Source organism: Xenorhabdus bharatensis, assembly GCF_037996705.1.
Classification (GTDB): Bacteria; Pseudomonadota; Gammaproteobacteria; order Enterobacterales; family Enterobacteriaceae; genus Xenorhabdus; species Xenorhabdus bharatensis.
This window is the reverse complement of the sequence record NZ_JBBMXG010000019.1, coordinates 1-19,306: the sequence shown is the minus strand read 5'-3', so window position 1 is coordinate 19,306 and position 19,306 is coordinate 1. Positions and strand designations below refer to the sequence as shown.

The 19,306-nt window shown below is 42.3% G+C and carries 12 protein-coding genes; 5 read left to right on the top strand and 7 right to left on the bottom strand.

Annotation, left to right across the window (positions count from 1 at the left end; genetic code table 11):
- Positions 1 to 26: 26 nt before the first annotated feature.
- The 6 genes from AAC855_RS16495 to serC all read right to left on the bottom strand — a co-directional run bounded on the left by AAC855_RS16495 (position 27) and on the right by serC (position 8,196).
- Positions 27 to 2,393 (bottom strand): ComEC family protein, encoded by a 2,367-nt coding sequence (locus tag AAC855_RS16495; protein ID WP_340611034.1) that lies wholly within the window; start codon positions 2,391 to 2,393, stop codon positions 27 to 29.
- A gap of 220 nt (positions 2,394 to 2,613) precedes the next feature.
- Entirely contained in the window at positions 2,614 to 2,904 is a 291-nt protein-coding gene (gene ihfB, locus AAC855_RS16490) for an integration host factor subunit beta (protein ID WP_086953639.1), read from the bottom strand.
- A 74-nt stretch (positions 2,905 to 2,978) separates the two neighbouring features.
- Positions 2,979 to 4,652 (bottom strand): 30S ribosomal protein S1, encoded by a 1,674-nt coding sequence (rpsA, locus tag AAC855_RS16485; RefSeq protein WP_099110699.1) that lies wholly within the window; start codon positions 4,650 to 4,652, stop codon positions 2,979 to 2,981.
- Positions 4,653 to 4,847: 195 nt separating this feature from the next.
- Positions 4,848 to 5,534: a (d)CMP kinase gene (gene cmk, locus AAC855_RS16480; protein WP_340611033.1), complete on the bottom strand. Its 687-nt coding sequence runs from the start codon at positions 5,532 to 5,534 to the stop codon at positions 4,848 to 4,850.
- A 179-nt stretch (positions 5,535 to 5,713) separates the two neighbouring features.
- Positions 5,714 to 7,009, bottom strand: coding sequence for a 3-phosphoshikimate 1-carboxyvinyltransferase (gene aroA / locus AAC855_RS16475; protein ID WP_340611031.1), 1,296 nt, complete (start codon positions 7,007 to 7,009; stop codon positions 5,714 to 5,716).
- A 98-nt stretch (positions 7,010 to 7,107) separates the two neighbouring features.
- Positions 7,108 to 8,196, bottom strand: a complete 1,089-nt coding sequence (gene serC / locus AAC855_RS16470) for a 3-phosphoserine/phosphohydroxythreonine transaminase (RefSeq protein WP_340611029.1) — start codon at positions 8,194 to 8,196, stop codon at positions 7,108 to 7,110.
- A gap of 470 nt (positions 8,197 to 8,666) precedes the next feature.
- On the opposite strand from serC, the gene AAC855_RS16465 reads away from it, so the two are divergent.
- Positions 8,667 to 11,747, top strand: coding sequence for an amino acid adenylation domain-containing protein (locus AAC855_RS16465; protein WP_340611026.1), 3,081 nt, complete (start codon positions 8,667 to 8,669; stop codon positions 11,745 to 11,747).
- 81 nt (positions 11,748 to 11,828) lie between these two features.
- Here AAC855_RS16465 and ansB read toward each other — a convergent pair whose 3' ends face one another.
- Positions 11,829 to 12,872 carry an L-asparaginase 2 gene (gene ansB, locus AAC855_RS16460; protein ID WP_340611149.1) on the bottom strand — a complete coding sequence of 348 codons (1,044 nt, stop codon included), beginning with the start codon at positions 12,870 to 12,872 and terminating at the stop codon, positions 11,829 to 11,831.
- Positions 12,873 to 13,021: 149 nt separating this feature from the next.
- Between ansB and ycaO the strand changes: the two genes are divergently transcribed.
- From ycaO to pflA, 4 genes are all read left to right on the top strand, one after another.
- Positions 13,022 to 14,782, top strand: coding sequence for a 30S ribosomal protein S12 methylthiotransferase accessory factor YcaO (ycaO, locus tag AAC855_RS16455; RefSeq protein WP_340611147.1), 1,761 nt, complete (start codon positions 13,022 to 13,024; stop codon positions 14,780 to 14,782).
- Positions 14,783 to 15,120: 338 nt separating this feature from the next.
- On the top strand, positions 15,121 to 15,972 hold the full coding sequence (focA, locus tag AAC855_RS16450) for a formate transporter FocA (protein WP_340611024.1): 852 nt from the start codon (positions 15,121 to 15,123) through the stop codon (positions 15,970 to 15,972).
- Positions 15,973 to 16,032: 60 nt separating this feature from the next.
- Positions 16,033 to 18,318: a formate C-acetyltransferase gene (gene pflB / locus AAC855_RS16445; protein ID WP_340611022.1), complete on the top strand. Its 2,286-nt coding sequence runs from the start codon at positions 16,033 to 16,035 to the stop codon at positions 18,316 to 18,318.
- Positions 18,319 to 18,454: 136 nt separating this feature from the next.
- Positions 18,455 to 19,195, top strand: a complete 741-nt coding sequence (pflA, locus tag AAC855_RS16440; RefSeq protein ID WP_340611021.1) for a pyruvate formate lyase 1-activating protein — start codon at positions 18,455 to 18,457, stop codon at positions 19,193 to 19,195.
- The last annotated feature ends 111 nt before the right edge of the window (positions 19,196 to 19,306 follow it).

Genomic DNA, 19,306 nt, shown 5'->3' with positions numbered 1-19,306 from the left:
AAAACCAAAAGAAATAGCGGCTTATTCTACTCATGATCACCGCGAATACCAAACCACTGATGATACCACCGTGACATTAACTGTTGTCTGTATCTTTTTAATTTAATGTGATCATGATAAATATAACCCGTGATCTGGCCTGAAACTGCTGTGCTATTCCATTGAATTCCTGCATTTTTATAACGGCCTTTGACTTTCATTGAAGGAAGTTTCCAAGGGCTGTAGCGGGCTACTGAAGTTAAGGCATATTCAGGACTGATTCTACGTATAAATGCCGCTGTCGATGAAGTATTGCTCCCATGATGGGGAACCTGTAACACAGTTGAATGAAGATTTTCCTTTTCAAGCCCAATCAATTGATATTCGCCTTGTTTCTCCAAATCACCTGTTAATAATAAACTATACTTGCCATCATCAATGCGGATAACACAAGATTGGTTATTACCCACATTTTTTGCTTTTTCCGGTGGCCAGATAGCCCGAAAAGTTAACCCTTGCCATTCCCATTGCTCGCCACGAACACAGGGCAGATGGTCTGATTTACTGGAAGGGCTGCGAATATGAATATCTGGATTTTTTTCATATAAGTACTCCATTCCCCCCGTATGATCCAGATGATCATGGCTCAGGATAATTTGTTCAGGCGTTAGTTGGTGCCAACGTAAGTAAGGCTGAATAACTTTTTCCGCTATACTCCCCGTCTCCCAGCGGTTTCCTGTATCGAATAAAATCGCCTTTCCGCCTTTATCGATAACAATAGCCAAACCATGACCAACATCCAGCATGGAAAAGCGCCATAGGTATTCATCTTCACGCTTAAAATAATAGAACGTCATTCCGGCAAAAGCACATAACAGCCCTATATATGATTTCCACCAGCCAAAACGCCAGATAACAACGGACATCCAGCCGGCAAAAGTAATAAAAAAAGGAATATGGCCTGTTTCAGTCCATGAATGAACAAATGCAGGCAAAGGCATTAAAGCAAACGAAATAGTGTAATCAATCAATTGCCAGAAAAATGGCTGAAGAAACTGACTAAAAGGTAATAATACACTGAACAATATCAACATGATCAATGGTACTGTCAGAAATGAGATTATCGGGACAGCCCATAAATTCGCAATTAATGAAGCAATATTAATTCCCTGAAATAGCAAGAGTTGCAGCGGCATTAACATAAGCATCATTCCCGATTGCATATGTAATCCACGTAACCAGACCCAACGCCACCCATAACGGATCCTTTCTGGCAAAGGCACCCAATGAAACCAGAATAACAGTGCCATAACGGCAAAGAATGAAAGCCAAAAGCTGTCAGAGAGGATTGCCAGTGGATCAAAAAGCAAAATCAACGCAGCACTCCATAAAACCCACTGCCATGAAAAGCAAAAATGCCCCCTGCATCGTAAATAAATCCAGACTGTCAGCCCTAACATTGCCCGGATAGCCGGAAGCCCCCAACCAGAAAGCCACCCATATAACATTGCAGTTAGCCATCCCACAATAAGTGGAAAATGGAATCCGACCCACTGCGCAGGAAGCAAGAACTGAATTCCTCTGGCAAAAGCCCAACCAAATAAACTTGCTATCGCAACATGTAACCCTGAAATCGCCATCAGATGTGCGATTCCCGTTTGTTGTAACAATAAACGAGTTTGTTTCTCCAACCATCCTCTTTCACCAAATGTAAGTGCAAGAGCAATACCCGAATGTTTCAGCAAACGTATTTCCGGGGTCAGTTTATAGATTAACCGCTGCCTTACACTACAAGTGTCATCCAATAAATTTGCTTGAATAATTTTTCCATTAAGCGGTTGGCGGATTGATAGCGCATAACGCTGGCTATCATAACTTCCTTGATTTAATTGAGTATGAACAGCTCTGAGTTTCATTGTGACCAACCATTTTTGGCCTGCACAAAGTGGTGTTGGGGAATGTTGCAGTGCTGAAGGATCCCATAACACTGAGGCATATAAAGCAGGAAAAATATATTTTCCCTCACTTTCAATTAACCTAACCCTATAACGTGGTTTCTCATCTTTATCTGTTTCATTTAATGCTACGCTGTCAACCATAATAATTGCTGATCTTGTCGCATCGCTAAAATAGGTTATTTGATCCAGAATTTGCTGACCATTCCAACACCCCCAAAGTAATGCCCATATTATCAACGAAATCAGCCGACCTAATTTATAAGCAATCAGCCATAAAACAATTGCTGCTACGGATAAGAGAAACATTCCTCGTGGTTGAGGTAATTCAGGCAGTAATAAAAGAGGGAGAATTCCCAATACAACGGCTATAGCTGCTTGATTTAGGCTAATAATAGATATTGGTTTTCTCCAGATAGAAAAAAGTGGAGAAAAAAGAAACTGAAGAGCCTGCTGCATCCGTATCTATCCCTGCATTTAAATTCCATTTATGCGGAAAAGACTATTCGATGGTATGCAATACTGCCAGTCAGATAAAGTTTATTTTGGAAACACTTCGCAAGTTAATTTCAAATGAAAGAACATACATTAAGAAGATGAGAGAATAATCGCAAAAATAAAAAATAATAAAAAGAACGGCACCCTAAGGTGCCGTAGCAATTAAGTAATAACTTCTATCTTAGCTGTCGCTATAGATATTCACGCGGTCGCGTAATTCCTTACCTGGTTTGAAGTGAGGAACGTATTTACCGTCCAGTTCCACTTTATCACCTGTTTTTGGATTACGACCCACACGCGGAGCTCGGTAGTGAAGAGAAAAGCTGCCGAATCCGCGAACTTCAATACGTTCACCGGAGGCCAGTGTTTCTGCCATATGATCAAGCATTTCTTTCACTGCATCTTCAACGGCTTTAGCCGGCATATGAGATTGTTGCTCAGCAAGTCTTTCAATTAATTCAGACTTGGTCATGGTACCTCCCTAAACTACCGTGTTCGGGTAATATTATCGTAACCGAAAATATTACCCGCCGTTATTGACTTAGATTATTCGCCTTTAGCTGCTTTGAAAGCTTCAGCCATTGCGTTGTTAGCAAAGTTTGCGTCTTCTTGCTTGTTCACAGAAGCGATAGCGTCTTTTTCATCAGCTTCGTCTTTCGCACGAACAGACAGGTTGATTACGCGGTTTTTACGATCAACACCAACGTATTTAGCTTCAACTGCATCGCCAACGTTCAGAACTTGAGTTGCATCTTCAACGCGGTCACGAGAAGCTTCTGATGCACGCAGGTAACCTTCAACACCGTCAGCTAATTCAACTGTAGCACCTTTTGCGTCAACAGCAGTTACTTTACCGTTAACAATAGCACCTTTCTTGTTTACAGACAGGTAGTTATTGAATGGGTCTTCTGCCAGTTGCTTGATGCCCAGAGAGATACGCTCACGCTCTGCATCTACTTGCAGAACTACAGCAGCAATTTCGTCGCCTTTCTTGTATTCACGAACTGCTTCTTCGCCTGCAACGTTCCAGGAGATGTCAGACAGGTGAACCAGACCGTCGATGCCGCCGTCCAGACCGATGAAGATACCGAAGTCAGTGATTGACTTGATTTTACCTTCAACACGATCATTTTTGTTGTGAGTTTCAGCAAATTGCTGCCAAGGGTTGGATTTACACTGTTTCAGACCCAGGGAGATACGACGACGTTCTTCATCGATATCCAGAACCATAACTTCCACAACATCACCAACGTTAACAACTTTGGATGGGTGGATGTTTTTGTTAGTCCAGTCCATTTCTGAAACGTGTACCAGACCTTCAACGCCTTCTTCGATTTCAACGAAGCAGCCGTAGTCAGTCAGATTAGTTACGCGACCAGTCAGTCGAGTACTTTCTGGGTAACGCTTAGCGATTGCTACCCATGGATCTTCACCCAGTTGTTTCAGACCCAGAGATACGCGAGTACGCTCACGGTCGAACTTCAGTACTTTAACTGTGATTTCATCGCCCACATTGACGATTTCGCTTGGGTGTTTAACACGTTTCCAAGCCATATCAGTAATGTGCAGCAGGCCATCAACGCCGCCCAGATCAACGAATGCACCGTAGTCAGTCAGGTTCTTAACGATACCTTTAACTTCCATGCCTTCTTGCAGGTTTTCCAGCAGCTGATCACGTTCTGCACTGTTTTCAGATTCGATTACAGCACGACGAGAAACAACTACGTTATTGCGTTTCTGATCCAGCTTGATGACTTTGAACTCAAGCTCTTTGCCTTCAAGGTGAGCAGTGTCGCGAACTGGACGAACGTCAACCAGTGAACCCGGCAGGAACGCACGGATACCGTTCAGTTCTACAGTGAAGCCGCCTTTTACTTTACCGTTGATAATACCAGTAACAGTTTCAGCTTCTTCGTATGCTTTTTCCAGCATCAGCCATGCTTCATGACGTTTCGCTTTTTCACGGGACAGGATAGTCTCACCGAAACCATCTTCTACCGCATCCAGAGCTACGTCGATTTCATCGCCAACCTGGATTTCCAGCTCGCCCTGAGCGTTTTTGAATTGCTCTACAGGAATCGCAGATTCTGATTTCAGACCTGCGTCGACCAATACAACGTCTTTATCGATAGCAACTACAACACCACGTACGATTGCACCTGGACGAGTTTCGATAGTCTGTAGGGATTCTTCAAAGAGTTGAGCAAAAGATTCTGTCATTTTAATGATCTTCAAGGTTTTAAATTAACGTCCATCTAGCATCCGGCCGAATGGGGTTGTTTTACATACCTCGCAACTATTCCCTGTTACAAGGTGTTTTAGTATGCCAGCATATTTCACTACTCACATACCAGAATTCTATATACATCGTCTTGATGTGCCGTTGCAATAGCATTATACGCGAAAATAAGCAGATTAAGCGGTTAATGCTAATGTATTTCTCGCATAATTTAGTGCCTTATCAATAACTTCTTCGATAGACATACTGGTTGAATCCAGTATCAAGGCATCCTGTGCAGGCACTAACGGCGCAACTGCCCGATTACGATCGCGGAAATCCCGCTCCTGTATTTCGGACAAAAGGCTTTCAAAGTTAACACTAAAACCACTTTCCTGCAACTGTAACATGCGCCTGCGGGCACGTTCTTCTGCACTTGCGTCAAGAAAAATTTTCACGGGTGCGTCAGGAAAAACAACCGTTCCCATATCACGTCCGTCAGCAATCAGCCCCGGGAGAAGGCGAAATGCCCGCTGCCGACGAAGCAATGCTTCACGTACCCGAGGAAATGTTGCTGTCTGTGAAGCGGTATTACCCACCGCTTCAGTGCGGATTTCATTGCTGACATCTTCACCTTCGAGAATAACCCTGAGCCTGCCGTTTGCAGGGACAAAGCGAACATCCAGATTTGCAGCCAGAGGAACCAGTGCGTCTTCAGACTTGATATCCACCTGATGGTGAATAGCGGCCAGTGCCAGCACGCGATAAATGGCTCCTGAGTCAAGTAATTGCCAATTCAATGCTTCAGCCAGTGCCTGACATAGAGTTCCTTTGCCTGCACCACTCGGACCATCAACGGTTATTACCGGGGCTATTATCGTCATTCATTCTCCTCCTTTTTGCTTTGCATGGCGCTCGTCCTCTCTTTTCTACACGGAGCATTTTCCTATACAGAAAACAGGTCATTCACCTAATGCAGAACACTGCTCAATAAGTGAGCAGCAGAAATATGAGCTTATTATACCTACTCGGAGAATGAGTGGAATAAATACATCATCATTAATCAACAATTTTTACTGTGAGTATCACTGATAGCGTTAAGTTGCTTAAAATAGTCGGGGAATGTCTTAGCTGTACAGCCGGGATCAAGGATCGTCACAGGCGTATCCGAAAGGGCCACTAGTGAAAAACACATTGCTACCCGGTGATCATTATAGGTTTCAATTTCAGCATGGTTCAGTTTTGCTGGTGGAATAATACGAATATAATCATGGCCTTCTTCTACTTCGGCTCCCACTTTACGCAGTTCTGTTGCCATCGCATTAAGACGATCAGTCTCTTTTACCCGCCAGTTATAGATATTGCGGATGGCTGTTTCACCTTTAGCAAACAGTGCCGTTGTTGCGATAGTCATGGCTGCATCAGGAATGGCATTCATATCCATATCGATACCCGTCAGTGTGCCACGTTCACATTCTACGAAATCATCACCCTTACGTATGATCGCGCCCATCTTTTCCAGAACATCGGCAAATTTTGTATCACCCTGCAAACTGTTTTTACCAATACCTGTAACACGCACGGTACCGCCTTTAATTGCTGCGGCAGCAAGAAAATAAGATGCGGAAGAAGCATCACCTTCAACCAGATAGTGCCCGGGAGACTGATACTTCTGTTGCCCTTTGATCCGAAACACCTGATAGTGATCGTTTTCTACGGTTACACCGAAACTGTTCATTAATGCCAACGTAATATCAATGTAAGGTTTGGAAACCAAATCTCCTTTGATATAAATTTCGCTATCATTCAATGCCAAGGGAGCAGCCATCAGTAACGCCGTCAGGAATTGACTGGAAACACTGCCATCGACAGTGACTTTCCCACCTGAGAAACCACCGCTGATCCGCACTGGTGGATAATTTTCCTGCTCAAGGTAGTCAATTTTCGCCCCGGCCTGACATAACGCCTCCACTAAATGACCAATCGGACGCTCTTTCATCCGTGGTTCACCGGTTAACACTATGTCATTATTTCCGAGACACAATGCCGCAGCTAGTGGGCGCATCGCTGTTCCTGCATTTCCCAGAAACAGTTCCAGCCCGTTTTTATCGGTGATGACTCCACCAACCCCATCAACCTCACAGGCGGTACGATCTTCAGATAACCGATAAGAAATACCCAGTGCTGTTAACGCATTGAGCATATGGCGAATATCATCACTATCCAATAAATTGGTCAGGTGTGTTGTACCCTGAGCAAGAGCAGCGAGTAACAGCGCACGATTGGACACGCTTTTAGAGCCGGGTAAGTTAATAGTTCCATGAATGTGAGAGATGGGTTGTAACGTCAGGGATTGCATAAACGGCAGGATCTCCGGTTGGTCATTCTTTTTATTTTTAATTGGTTATCGATTGAAAAGATTCATATCGGGGGATTCACCCCCGATAAAGAAAATCATTATGCATTACGCCGTTCAAAATCAGCCATAAACTCAACCAATGCCAGCACCCCTTCATGAGGCATCGCATTATAAATTGAAGCTCTGGCACCTCCGGCAACTTTGTGCCCTTTCAAAGCGTGCAGACCATGCGCATAGGCTTCTTCTAAAAACTTACCATCAAGAGCAGGGTTAGCTAACTGGAAAGGGACATTCATAATAGAGCGGTTTTGTGACGCAACACGGTTGATATACAACTCACTGTTATCAATCGCGTGATACAGAGAGCCCGCTTTAGCGTGATTGCGTTTTTTGATTTCTTGTAATCCACCCTGCTCTTTCAGCCACTTGAACACCATACCGGAGAGATACCATGCAAAAGTTGGTGGTGTGTTATACATAGAATCGTTGTTCACCTGCACGGTGTAATCCAGAATGGATGGGGTGTGCTTATGCGCCTTACCCAATAAATCTTCACGAATAATAACGACAGTAATCCCAGCCGGACCGATGTTTTTCTGAGCACCTGCATAAATAACCCCGTAGCGGCTCACATCGATTGGTGCAGAAAGAATGGTTGAAGAGTAATCAGCAATGACAATTTTATCATCACCAAAATCAGGCTCTTCAAAAATAGCAATACCACCAATGGTTTCATTAGGGCAATAATGCACATAGGCCGCATCATTACTCAAATCCCATTCATTCATTGGCTTCACACTTTTAACGCCATCTGTTTCGGTAAGAATATTAATAACATTGGGTGTGCAATATTTTGCGGCTTCTTTAGCTGCACTTTCAGCCCAATAACCGCCAACGATATAGTCTGCTGACGTTTTATCGCCAAGTAGATTTAATGGCAGAGCTGAAAACTGACCACGGGCACCGCCATGGCAGAACAGCACTTTGTAATTTTCAGGTATCGATAATAAATCCCGGAGATCTTTTTCTGCTTCAGCCGCAACTGACATAAACTCTTTACTGCGATGACTGATCTCCATAACGGATGTTCCCAGTCCATGCCAATTACACAGTTCCTGCTCTGCACGGCGTAATACTTCTGCTGGTAACATGGCTGGACCAGCACTGAAATTATATACCTGACTCATTAACTCCACCCTATCATTACGGATACAATAAAAATCGGATGCATTGGTTTTATCACTCCCGCCCTGCCTCTGCAATGGTTATTACCAGATTGTTACCAACTACAGTGTAACAACTACCGGATAGTACTGTTTATAGTCAAAAATTCAGGAATTAAATAAAAACACATTTAACTATTCTTCATAAATATTGTTTCTCTGATTATGTAAAACCACCCTATTTAAATAAGAACATTGATATCAAATTATATGTAACACGGATTTAAATCAAACATAATAAAATACCAATTAAGCATACTCCGTTAATCTGATGATGCTTAAGAATAACTTTATATTTTATTGAATTAAATAGGGTATTTATTTTTTAGCTCTATATTTCAACACAAATAAAACGCATTAAAAAAACAAAAACAATAACTTTATATTCTCAACATTATAAAAACAATTTTCAACACTTTAATAAAGGTGTAATTATGACTAACACAGTAATGAACGAAACTCCTCATAATTTTTGGAGTAAATTAATCTATCCTGATAACTCTGATTTAATTAATATATTAATTCAAAAAGCGATAGAGCATCCAGAACATCCCGCAATAATTTCCGAAGGGAAAACTATCAGTTACCGCGGGTTAATTCATCAGGCACGTTCTTTAGCATTCTATTTATATAACCTTGGCGTAAAACATGAAACGCCTGTTGGTATTTTAATGGAACCCGGAATAGAACAAATCATTAGCCAGGTTGCCATCCTGATGGCAGGAGGAAGCTGCGTACCTCTCGATCCGACTCTGCCAGATGCCAGGCTATGTTTTATGCTGCAAGATTTGCAAGTCAAACTGACACTCACAATTCAGGAATATAAAGATCGTATCTTACCCACAAATTTTATTATGATTAATCAAGAAGTTCTGGAAAATTCAATCATTGTCTATTTTCCGAATATTCACAGAGAAAAGAATCATCGCACCCATATTTTATTTACTTCCGGAACAACAGGTAACCCTAAAGCGGTTGAAATAGAAGCGCATGGTATTCTTCGCCTGACTATCAATCCTAATTATATAGAATTCGCTGCTGACGATAGGATTGCAGCTATTGCTAATCCCGCATTTGATCTCTCCTTATTAGAAGTTTGGGGAGCATTATTAAATGGCTTATCCATTGTTGCCATCCCGCGGAAAATAATTATCGACCCTTATCAGTTCGAAATCGCCTTAGAAAAATTTTCCGTAACCTGTCTAATGATAACGACATCTTTATTCCACTTAACTGCCTATACACGTCCTCAGGCATTTCGTCACTTACGTTACCTTGCCACAGGTGGTGAAAAAATAAACCCTCAGGCTGTGCGTCAGGTTTTCCAGTCAGCCCCTCCGCAACATTTAATAAATGGTTACGGGCCGACTGAATGTACTGTTTTTGCTATAGCTCATGAAATTACAAGAGATGACGTAACAGAAGAAAATATCCCTATAGGCAAGGCAATCAGTAATACTAATATCTATATTTTGAATGACCAACAACAGCCAGTCGCCCCCGGTCAGATAGGAGAAATATATATTGGTGGGGAAGGCGTCGCACGAGCTTATTGGAATCGTCCGGAAATTAACGCTCAGCGTTTCCTCATGATGGATGTTGAAAAGAATGGTCAATTGAAAAAAGTCTATCGCACCGGAGATTTAGGCTGGCAACGTTCTGATGGTATTTATATGCTGGCAGGCAGGATAGATAATCAGATAAAAATACGCGGACATCGTATCGAAATTGAAGAAATTGAAACTCAGTTGTTGAAAAGTGAACTATTACAATCAGCCGCTGTATGTGTAGTAAGAAAAGAGAATATAGAACCTTATCTGATTGCTTTTATCATTCCTAAAGAACCGGAGGTATTTTCAAAACCCACGCTGCTTCAGTTTATTAAACGTTATTTACCTGATTATATGTTACCCCGGCTTACTGTTATCGAACATATGCCTCTTACTCCAAGTGGCAAAATGGATAGAAACCGTTTACTGACCGAATATATAAACAATCAGGAGCAACAATTATTATCTCAGCCAAATACAACAATGAGAAAAGAAGAATCAATTGTTTTAAGTATTTGGAAACGAACTTTAGATAATAATGATATTACACTGGACAGCAACTTCTTTGAGTTGGGAGGAAACTCATTACAGGCCTCAAGACTGATGCTTGAACTGGGAGAGCATATACAGAAACGTCTGCTAGTCCAGCTCCTGTACGACTTTCCGACTCCCAGAACGCTGGCGGCAAACCTGAATCAAAATGAAAATCTGCTCGAAGATCTCTACTCTTCTATGCTCAGAGACAGCATACTTCCCCCGGAGATTCAGCCACTACCTCACACTGCTGAAACGTGGTTAAGCCCAGATGCAGGGCGAGTCCTGCTCACTGGTGCAAGCGGGTTTTTGGGCGCATTTTTCCTGCGTGACCTCTTACTTCACACCGGAGTTAATCGGGTGACTTGCCTTGTACGTGCCCACAGTGATGAAGCGGCTTTATTACGAGTTAAGGAAAATCTGCATCAATATGGATTATGGCAAGAAGAATTCCTTCCGCGATTACAGGTTATTGCCAGTGATCTTACAAAACCTCAGTTAGATCTGAATCAGCAAAATTATGAGCAACTTTCTTCTGAATGTGATGCTATTTTTCATTTGGCCGCTCACGTTAATTATATTCAACCCTATTCAATGCATTACGATGGCAATGTTCTGGGAACACTGAATATATTACGCCTTGCGATCAACAAGAAAGCCAAACCCTTGCACTATGTCTCTACGGTTTCTATTTTTGGTCCCGCTGGGATTTTCTCATCAGTGCACAGCTTATGTGAAGACGATGATATATCACCTTATCTGACCGGATTAAAATATGATTCAGGATATTCGCAAAGTAAGTGGGTTGCTGAGCGCATGATATGGCAGGCCAGAGACAGAGGAATACCGCTTTCAGTATATCGCCCCGGTTTCATTATGGGTGACACTCAGACAGGCGCTAATAACCCTAAAGATTTTGTTTCCCGATTAATCAAAGGCTGCATCAAAATCGGAGCCTATCCACTGTTAGCCAATCTAAGAGAAGAGTTCGTTCCTGTTGATTATGTCAGCCAGAGCTTACTTAATATTTCTATTAATAACAAAATGTTAGGAAAGGCTTACCATCTGGTATCACCTGATCGTAAACAGTCGATGGATTTAGACCCATTTTTCGCATTACTCAAGCAGCATGGTTACCAACTTGAAGGTGTGCATTATTCTGAATGGCTGAAAAAACTGGAAGCAGATGACGAGCTGACAGATAACCCATTAATGCCATTACTGCCCATGTTATCTGAAAAGGTCTACGATGAATTCTCTCGATTAGAGTTGTACAAAGATATGCCACCATATGATGCAAAAAATACAGAAGCAGCACTAAAAGAAACCCCAATTAGGTACACGCCTATGGATAGTCATCTGCTCGAACTTTATCTTGATTATTGGCAACAAATCAATTTCTTACCATCACCCATTTTTATGACCGCGTAGTATTTTGCCGTAATATCGTTTTTTAGATTTAAAAAATAGAAAGACGCCTAAAAGCGTCTTTCTGTATATTTAATTCAGGAATTAATATTTAGAAAACATTTCCTGAATTTTTGCTGTGTCAGAAGTCTGAGTCAGAGCCAATTGCAGAAGAACGCGAGCTTTCTGTGGGTTCAGGCGTTCTGATGCAACAAAACCATATTTGCTGTCATTAACTTCAGCATTCTGAGTGGTGAAACCGAAAGGAATACGGCTAGAACGAACAACAACAACACCATCTTTAGCCGCTTGTGACAAAGAGTCCAGAATAGACTTATAGATGTTACCGTTACCTACACCAGCACTGATAATACCTTTATAACCATTCTCTACAAATGCTTTTACCGGCAGATCGGAAGCATTAGAATAGTTATACACAATACCTACTTTTGGCAGTTCAGTCAGTTTGCTGACATCAAAAACAGCTTTATCTGCTTTCACTGGTGCTGCAGAGTAGTAGTTTACTTTACCGTTATGAATGAAGCCTTGTGGGCCTGCGTTCACGGCCTGGAAAGCCTGAACTTCAGTCGTGCTCAGTTTGCCGATGTCACGTCCATGAATTACAGAATCATTCATAGCAAGTAAAACACCACGGTTTGAAGAGTCTTTATCTGACGCTACAACAACAGCATTGTAGAGGTTCAATGGACCATCAGCACCCAGAGCCGTTGATGGACGCATTGCGCCAACCATTACGATAGGCTTATGGCACTGCGTAGTCAGATCGAGGAAATAAGCAGTTTCTTCCATGGTATCAGTACCGTGGGTGATAACAAAACCATCAGTTTTATCACAGTCTGCATTGATCTTTTTCGCCAGAGTCAGCCAAACCTGATCGTTCATGTCCTGAGAACCGATGCTAACAACCTGCTCACCTTTCAGATTAGCAATGTTTTTGATAGCAGGAACAGCATTCAGCAATGAATCAACACCAACTTGACCCGCAGTGTAGCTGGATTTAGTCGCAGATTCACCACCACCAGCGATTGTACCACCCGTTGCCAGAACAGTAATGTTTGGCAGAGCAAACGCAGAACCACTGACTAAAGCCAGAAAACTGGCTATTGCTGTTTTTTTAATACTTTTCATCATTCAACCTCTTGTAAAAAAAGCTATTCTAGTATGTATTGGGGAAATAAATAAACTCTAATTAACAATAATTTTTGGGAATTAAATAGAGGAGACAAAAAAAACGCCGTATGATATGTAACTCTTTACAGAAATCAAAGTGAATCATGATGACGCAGACCTACATTCCAGGCAAAGATGCCGCATTAGAAGACTCTATTAATAATTTCCAACAGAAACTGAGCACACTGGGTTTCAATATTGAAGAAGCCTCATGGTTGAACCCTGTTCCTAATGTCTGGTCAGTGCATATCCGAGATCGTGACTGCCCACTCTGTTTTACTAACGGCAAAGGCGCCAGTAAAAAGGCGGCATTGGCCTCTGCGTTAGGTGAATACTTTGAACGTCTATCAACTAACTATTTTTTCGCGGATTTTTATCTTGGTAAAGCCGTAGCTCAGGGGGATTTTGTTCATTATCCGAACGAAAAGTGGTTCCCTTTACCAGAAGATGATTCCCTGCCAGCGGGTATTCTGGACGAACATCTGCACCGTTTTTACAATCCTGCTAATGAACTTTATGCCAGCCAACTGGTTGATTTACAGTCCGGTAATGAAGAGCGTGGGATCTGTGCTCTGCCTTTTACCCGCCAGTCTGATAATGAAACCATCTATATCCCAATGAATATTGTTGGGAACCTATATGTTTCAAATGGCATGTCAGCCGGTAATACCAAAAATGAAGCCCGTGTTCAGGGGCTATCCGAGGTATTCGAGCGTTATGTGAAAAATCGCATTATTGCAGAATGTATTAGCCTGCCTGAAATTCCACAAACTGTTATGGATCGCTACCCCGGTGTTGTAGCATCAGTCAATAAATTACAGGAAGAAGGCTTCCCGCTTTATTGCTACGATGCTTCTCTGGGCGGTCAGTTCCCGGTTATCTGTGTTGTTCTGTTTAACCCGAATAACGGTACCTGTTTTGCCTCTTTTGGTGCTCATCCTGAATTTGGTGTTGCACTGGAGCGTACCGTCACTGAACTTTTACAGGGCCGCAGCCTGAAAGATCTGGATGTCTTCACTGCACCAACTTTTGATGATGAAGAAGTTTCTGAGCACACTAACCTTGAAACCCATTTCATTGACTCAAGCGGAGCAATCAGCTGGGATCTGTTTAAACAGGATGCTGATTACGAATTTGCCGACTGGAATTTCAGTGGTACCACCGAAGAAGAATTCGCAACCCTGATGGGCATTTTCAATACGCTGAGTGCCGAAGTCTATATTGCGGACTATGAGCACCTTGGTGTTTATGCCTGCCGCATTCTGGTGCCGGGTATGTCGGATATTTATCCGGTTGAAGATTTGCACATTGCTAATAATACGATGGGCACTCACCTGCGCGATACCATTCTGGCCTTGCCGGATAGCCAATGGCAACCTGAAGAGTATCTGGCGTTTCTTGAGCAGATAGACGAAGAAGGGCTGGATGATTTTACCCGTGTTCGCGAATTGTTGGGTATCGCCTCAGGTAAAGACAATGGCTGGAGCAATTTAAGGATTGGTGAACTGAAATCCATGTTGGCGCTTGCGGGTAATGATCTGGAGCAAGCTCTGATCTGGGTTGAGTGGACACAAGATTTCAACGCTTCTGTCTTCACCGCAGAAAGAGCAAATTATTATCGTTGCCTACATACATTATTGCTGTTAACTCAGGAAGAAGATCGTAATCCGAGCCAGTATTATCAGGCATTTGTCAAAATGTATGGTCAGGATACAGTCGATGCGGCCTCTTCAGCCCTGACCGGTCAAAATTGTTTCCACGGGCTGTGGTCTGTCGATTCAGAATTAAAAGCATTACCTGCTCATCAGGCATTATTAAATGCTTATGAAAAACTACAAAAAGCTAAACGTACTTTTTGGTGTAAATAATCTGAAATATATAAACTGTTAAATTAATGCTTATTAATTAACAAAAGTAAAAATCAGGTTAAATTGGATTTTATTTAAAACAACAAATAAATGACAATTTAACCTGTTATTTTACCTTTCATCTCTTTCACGCCAAATTCCTTATATAAAATTTTTTTATAAATTTTAAAAAATATTTTTAATTTAAAAATCAATTTGTTAGAATAGAAAAACGTTATTTGGCTGGTCATATCTCATCAAACTTTCAATTTAATATGATCCATATCAAATTCATGTCAGTGTCCGTTTGTTACTATCATTACGTGCTATAATTAACCAAAGATAAAGAGAGTGTTAGTATGAAAACTGACGACACTTTTAACCTATTTCCACCTGCTGTAATGGCACAAATTGCTGATGATAGTGGTGTCTATAAAGTCAACAAAAATCCAGCAGTGACTTATTTATCAGCGATTATGGCTGGTGTATTTATTTCCATTGCATTTGTTTTTTATATTACGGCTACGACAGGAACTTCTTCTATTCCCTATGGGTTAGCAAAATTAACCGGTGGGATATGCTTTTCCTTAGGGCTGATGCTGGTTGTCGTATTTGGTGTCGACCTCTTCACTTCCACAGTATTAACGATTGTTTCGAAAGCAACCGGTCGTATTACCTGGTCACAAATGTTCCGAAACTGGCTGCACGTTTATATCGGTAATCTGATCGGTGCCCTATTCTTTGTCACCTTAATGTGGCTGTCAGGACAGTATGCCGTTGCTAATGGTTTCTGGGGGCTGAATGTATTACAAGTCGCTGACCATAAAATGCACCATACCTTTTTCGAGGCTTTGTGCTTGGGTATTCTGGCTAACCTGATGGTATGCCTTGCCGTCTGGATGAGCTACGCAGGCCGCAGCCTTATTGATAAATTATTTGCATTAATTCTACCAATTGGAATGTTCGTTGCCAGCGGCTTTGAACACAGCATTGCTAACATGTTTTTAATTCCTTTCGGAATTGTTATTAAAGAATTCGCTCCAACTGAGTTTTGGGAAAAAGTCGGAGCAACACCAGAGCAATTTCCCCAACTGACAATTTCAAATTTCATTACTGATAATCTGATCCCTGTCACGATAGGTAACATCATCGGCGGTTCGATATTAGTTGGGTTGACTTACTGGTTTATTTATTTACGTGGCAGCCGTTGATCTGCATTTGCTTCCACACCCAATTTTTTACAAGTTCTACTGTTAAAAGGTAAAAATATCATGTCCGAGTTAAATGAAAAATTCTCCGTAGCATGGCAAGGCTTTAACGAGGGTAACTGGCAGAATGAAGTCAATGTTCGTGACTTTATTCAGAAAAACTATACTCCGTATGAAGGTGATGAATCATTCCTTGCGGGTGCCACAAAAGCGACAGATATTTTGTGGGAAAAAGTCATGGAAGGGATCAAAATTGAAAACCGCACTCATGCGCCGGTTGATTTTGATACTCACGTTGCGTCTACAATAACCTCCCATGATGCTGGTTATATTGAAAAAACTCTGGAACAAATTGTTGGCCTGCAAACTGAAGCACCTCTGAAACGTGCCATTATCCCATTCGGCGGGATCAAAATGGTTGAAGGTTCCTGCAAGGCATATGATCGGGAACTTGATCCGAAACTGAAACAAATTTTTACTGAATACCGTAAAACTCATAATCAGGGTGTATTTGATGTTTATACCCCTGATATTCTGAAATGCCGTAAATCAGGTGTATTGACGGGTCTGCCAGATGCTTACGGTCGTGGTCGTATCATCGGTGATTATCGTCGTGTCGCTCTGTACGGTATTGATTTTCTGCGTGATGAAAAATATGCACAATTCACTTCATTGCAGGAAAAACTGGAAAACGGCGAAGACCTTGAAGCAACTATCCGCCTGCGTGAAGAAATTTCAGAACAATACCGCGCTCTGGGCCAGATTAAAGAGATGGCCGCAAAATATGGCTACGATATCTCTGCCCCGGCGACTAATGCCAAAGAAGCAGTACAGTGGACTTATTTCGCTTATCTGGCAGCAGTAAAATCCCAAAATGGGGCTGCGATGTCTTTCGGTCGTGTATCCAGCTTTCTGGATATCTACATCGAGCGTGATATACAGGCAGGAAAACTGACAGAGCAAGACGCGCAAGAACTGATCGACCATTTGGTCATGAAACTGCGTATGGTTCGCTTCCTGCGTACACCAGAATACGATGAGCTGTTCTCCGGCGACCCAATTTGGGCAACTGAATCCATCGCAGGTATGGGGCTGGATGGCCGTACCCTTGTTACCAAAAACAGTTTCCGTTTCCTGAATACTCTGTACACCATGGGGCCATCTCCGGAACCTAACATAACCATCCTGTGGTCTGAAAAACTACCTGTTCACTTCAAAAAATATGCAGCAAAAGTATCCATTGATACCTCATCTCTGCAATATGAAAACGATGACCTGATGCGCCCTGATTTCAACAGCGATGACTATGCTATTGCATGTTGTGTCAGCCCGATGATTGTTGGTAAACAAATGCAGTTCTTCGGTGCTCGCGCAAACCTGGCAAAAACCATGCTGTATGCCATCAACGGCGGTATGGATGAAAAACTGAAAATGCAGGTTGGTCCAAAAGAAGAACCAATAAAAGATGACGTTCTGGATTATGACACCGTCACCGAACGTATGGATCACTTCATGGACTGGCTGGCAAAACAGTATGTCACCGCGCTGAATATCATCCACTATATGCATGATAAATACAGCTATGAAGCTTCTTTAATGGCACTTCATGATCGTGATGTCCACCGCACTATGGCATGTGGTATCGCAGGGTTATCTGTAGCAGCCGATTCTTTATCCGCGATCAAATATGCAAAAGTAACCCCAATTCGTGACGAAAACGGTCTGGCTGTTGATTTCAAAATTGAAGGTGAATATCCACAGTTTGGTAATAATGACGCGCGTGTTGATGATATCGCTTGTGATTTGGTTGAACGCTTCATGAAGAAAATTCAGAAGTTACAAACCTATCGCAATGCAGTTCCGACTCAGTCTGTGTTAACAATTACTTCTAACGTTGTTTATGGTAAAAAAACCGGTAACACACCAGATGGACGTCGTGCAGGCGCACCATTCGGCCCGGGAGCTAACCCAATGCATGGCCGTGACCAAAAAGGGGCAATTGCTTCACTGACTTCAGTGGCTAAACTGCCATTTGCTTACGCGAAAGATGGTATTTCTTATACCTTCTCCATCGTGCCTAACGCGTTAGGTAAAAATGATGACGTGCGCAGATCCAACCTTGCCGCGCTGATGGATGGTTATTTCCATCATGAAGCCAGCAATATTGAAGGAGGCCAACACCTGAATGTTAACGTCATGAACCGCGAGATGTTACTGGATGCAATGGAAAATCCTGAGAAATATCCTCAATTGACAATCCGTGTATCCGGCTATGCTGTACGCTTTAACTCTCTGACTAAAGAACAGCAACAGGATGTTATTACCCGTACATTTACCCAGACAATGTAAACATTCTGCTGCGTATTACCTCAAAAATGTCATTGTTTTAATAAGACAATTTTGATGAAATGAAACAGCATACACTTAAAGGCCCCTTTGTAACCGGGGCCTTTATTATCCTGTCAGTTTTTGGAGAGATCTTCCCATGCCCGTACTTGGCCGTATCCACTCTTTTGAATCCTGCGGAACCGTTGATGGCCCGGGTATTCGTTTTATTGTATTTTTTCAGGGTTGCCTGATGCGTTGCCTTTATTGCCATAATCGCGATACATGGGACACTCACACTGGCAAAGCGGTAACAGTCGAAGAACTTATAAAAGAAGCGACAACTTATCGCCATTTTATGAATGCCTCCGGAGGCGGAGTGACAGCTTCTGGTGGAGAAGCAATCCTTCAGGCTGAATTCGTCCGTGACTGGTTCAGGGCTTGCCATGCCGAGGGAATTCATACCTGTTTAGACACCAATGGCTTTGTCCGCCGCTATGAGCCGGTGATTGATGAGCTACTGGATGATACTGATTTAGTTATGCTGGATCTGAAACACCTTAACGATGATATTCATCGGGAGCTGGTTGGCGTTTCCAATCACCGAACACTCGAATTCGCCCGTTATCTGGCAAAACGCAATCAAAAAACGTGGGTTCGCTATGTCGTTGTTCCCGGATGGTCGGATGATGACGAATCTGTCCATATGCTAGGTCAGTTCACAAAAGATATGAAGAACATCGAAAAAATTGAGTTACTTCCCTATCATGAACTGGGTAAACATAAATGGGTTGCTATGGGTGAAGAATATAAGCTGGAAGACGTAAAACCACCGTCAAAAGAGACGATGGAAAGAGTCAAAGAAATTCTGATGAGCTATGGTCATCAAGTTATTTACTAAATTAACCTGAATTCTGGATAAGAAATTGACGAGAGGCCTGTTTCAGGAGCAAAGTTTTGGTGAAAGCCTAAAACTACTCCGGGGAGGAACAGGCCATGGACAAGTTAGTTG